The 2192-nt window shown below is 40.4% G+C and carries 1 protein-coding gene; it reads left to right on the top strand.

The genetic code is table 11. The features are described from left to right. Nucleotides 1-2192: hypothetical protein (locus D1155_RS15440; RefSeq protein WP_160203302.1), on the top strand; the 2192-nt coding region annotated here is incomplete at both ends.

The following is a 2192-nucleotide window of genomic DNA, read 5'->3' as shown; positions in this document are numbered from 1 at the left end:
CAGGCTGCTATGGAAGCAATTGATCCTGCTAACTACAGCGATACTGATGCTGCAACTATCGTAGAAAAAAAGGCTGATTTAACAACTGCTGTTACTGGTGCTGAAAACTCCAAACCTGGTTTAAAAACATTACTAGCAGCAGTTACAACATTCAAAGCAGCTACTAAAGATTTAGTAACAAAAGCTGACGCTGCTGCTGCTCTGGAAAAGGCAAAGAAAGAAGCAATCGATACTGTAAATGATGCTGCAGCAGATTTTACTGCAGCTGAGAGAGCAAGATTACAGGCTATTATCGCTGAACCCGAAGCTATCGGTGATGCTACTGATGTTGCACAGGCAAGCGCAAGATTAGGTTCATTAGCTACAAATGTTCAGAAAACGGTAGCTCTGTATGTTGGTAACATCAACGAAGCAGAAGATACTACCGCAGTTACTGCAGCTAAGGATGCAGCACTTGCTACATTAAGAGCTCCAGCAATTACAGGCATTACAGGAGATGCACTGGTTAATGCAGAACCTAAAGCATTTTATGCTGTTGCAGATAAGTTTGTAAATGTTAATCTGTTAGTAAAATACGCTACCGATTATGCTGCTTCTCTGAAAACTCAGTATGATGCAGTAACTGGTAAAGCTGTTTACAATGCAGCAACTGTTGACGCTGCATTAGAAAAGCTTGTTAAAATGATTAACAACTTAAATTCAAATGTTGATACTTATGGCAAAATCCAGGCTTGGATGCAGTCTTCTACTAATATTCCGACTGCAGCAAAAGAACTTGAAGATTTAGGCAAAGTTATTGATGATGGTAAAGCTCTCATCAAATCCAACGATGATGATGTAACTTTAACTTCTTCAAATGCAGAACTTGCAAAAATCAAAACAACAGGTCTTTATGCTATTGCTAACTGGGAAGGCGATAATAAAGCTGCTGTAGAAGCAATCCAGAAGGATTACGAAGCTAAGATTAAAGCTGCCGCTAATGCTGATGCTGTTGTAGCATTAGTAAAAGAAGCAAGAGCTGCTATGGATAAGTATTTGACAAAAGACCAGACTAAAGCTGTAAAGGCTGCTGTTGACGCTCAGTTGATTGCCGCTGGTTATGTTGGCACAAAAACTGTAACTGAAGAAATTACTAAGGAAGATGGAACTATAGAGACTGTAACTAAAACAGTTATGGATCCTAGCAAGGGTTTCTTAAGATCCTATGCTGACGGTGTTGCAGCTAGAGATAATATAAACACTTACGCAGACAAGACAAAAGAAGATGCTGTTAATCAGGCATTAGAGGTATTCTATGATGCTGTGAATGCTAAGCAGAATGCAAACCTGAAGGCTTCTGAAATCAAAGCAATCCTGTCTGAAAACTATGCTGCTGCATTAGCTAAGATTGACGCTATGAAGGCTGATTCTGTATTAGCTGCAGAAGCACAGAAGGTATTTGACGCAATCAAAGCATTACCTGGTACTGCAACATTAGAAAACAAAGCAGATTATCTGGCTGTACAGAAAATGTACGAAGACTATCAGGCATTAGCTGGTGCTTCTACTAAACCAGTTGCGAACGCTGGTCTGTTGAGTGCTTATGTAACCAGAATTATTAATCTGGAAAAGGCTGCTGCTGAAGCATTAGTAAATGCTCTTCCTAGAACAATTACAATTGCTGATAAAGCTGCTGTAGAAGCTGCTAGAGCTGCTGTTGACGCTTACGCTGACAACTATTCCAAGTATGCTGGTGCTGGATATAGTCCTATCACTACTGTTTTAACTACTCTCGAAGCTGCAGAAACTGCACTGTCCAACGCTATGAAGGCTGACGTTGCTAAGAAGATTGCTGCACTGCCAGAAGTTATCACAATTGCTGATAAAGAAGCTGTAAATGCTGCAAAAGCTGCTTATGATGCATTATCTGATGCTGACAAAGCTGCATTTGATAGAGATTCCGCTGCACTGGTTGCTAAGCTGGAACTGGCTATCAAAACATTAGAAAAAGCTGATGTGGAAGGTCGTATCAAAGCAGTAGAATCCTTCAAGATTAAGGTAACTACAAAGCGTTACACCGGTTCCAAGATGAGAATCAACTGGACTGCAACAGGTGATGAATCCGCAATCGACGGGTACAGAGTATACTACTCCACTAAGAAGTCCAACTCCGGTTACAAGTACTTAACTAAGACTACTAAGAAGTACATCAA

It is taken from the genome of Anaerotruncus sp. 80, assembly GCF_009936115.1.
Taxonomy (GTDB): domain Bacteria; phylum Bacillota; class Clostridia; order Peptostreptococcales; family Anaerovoracaceae; genus Senimuribacter; species Senimuribacter intestinalis.
This window is presented reverse-complemented; position numbering and strand designations above follow the sequence as displayed.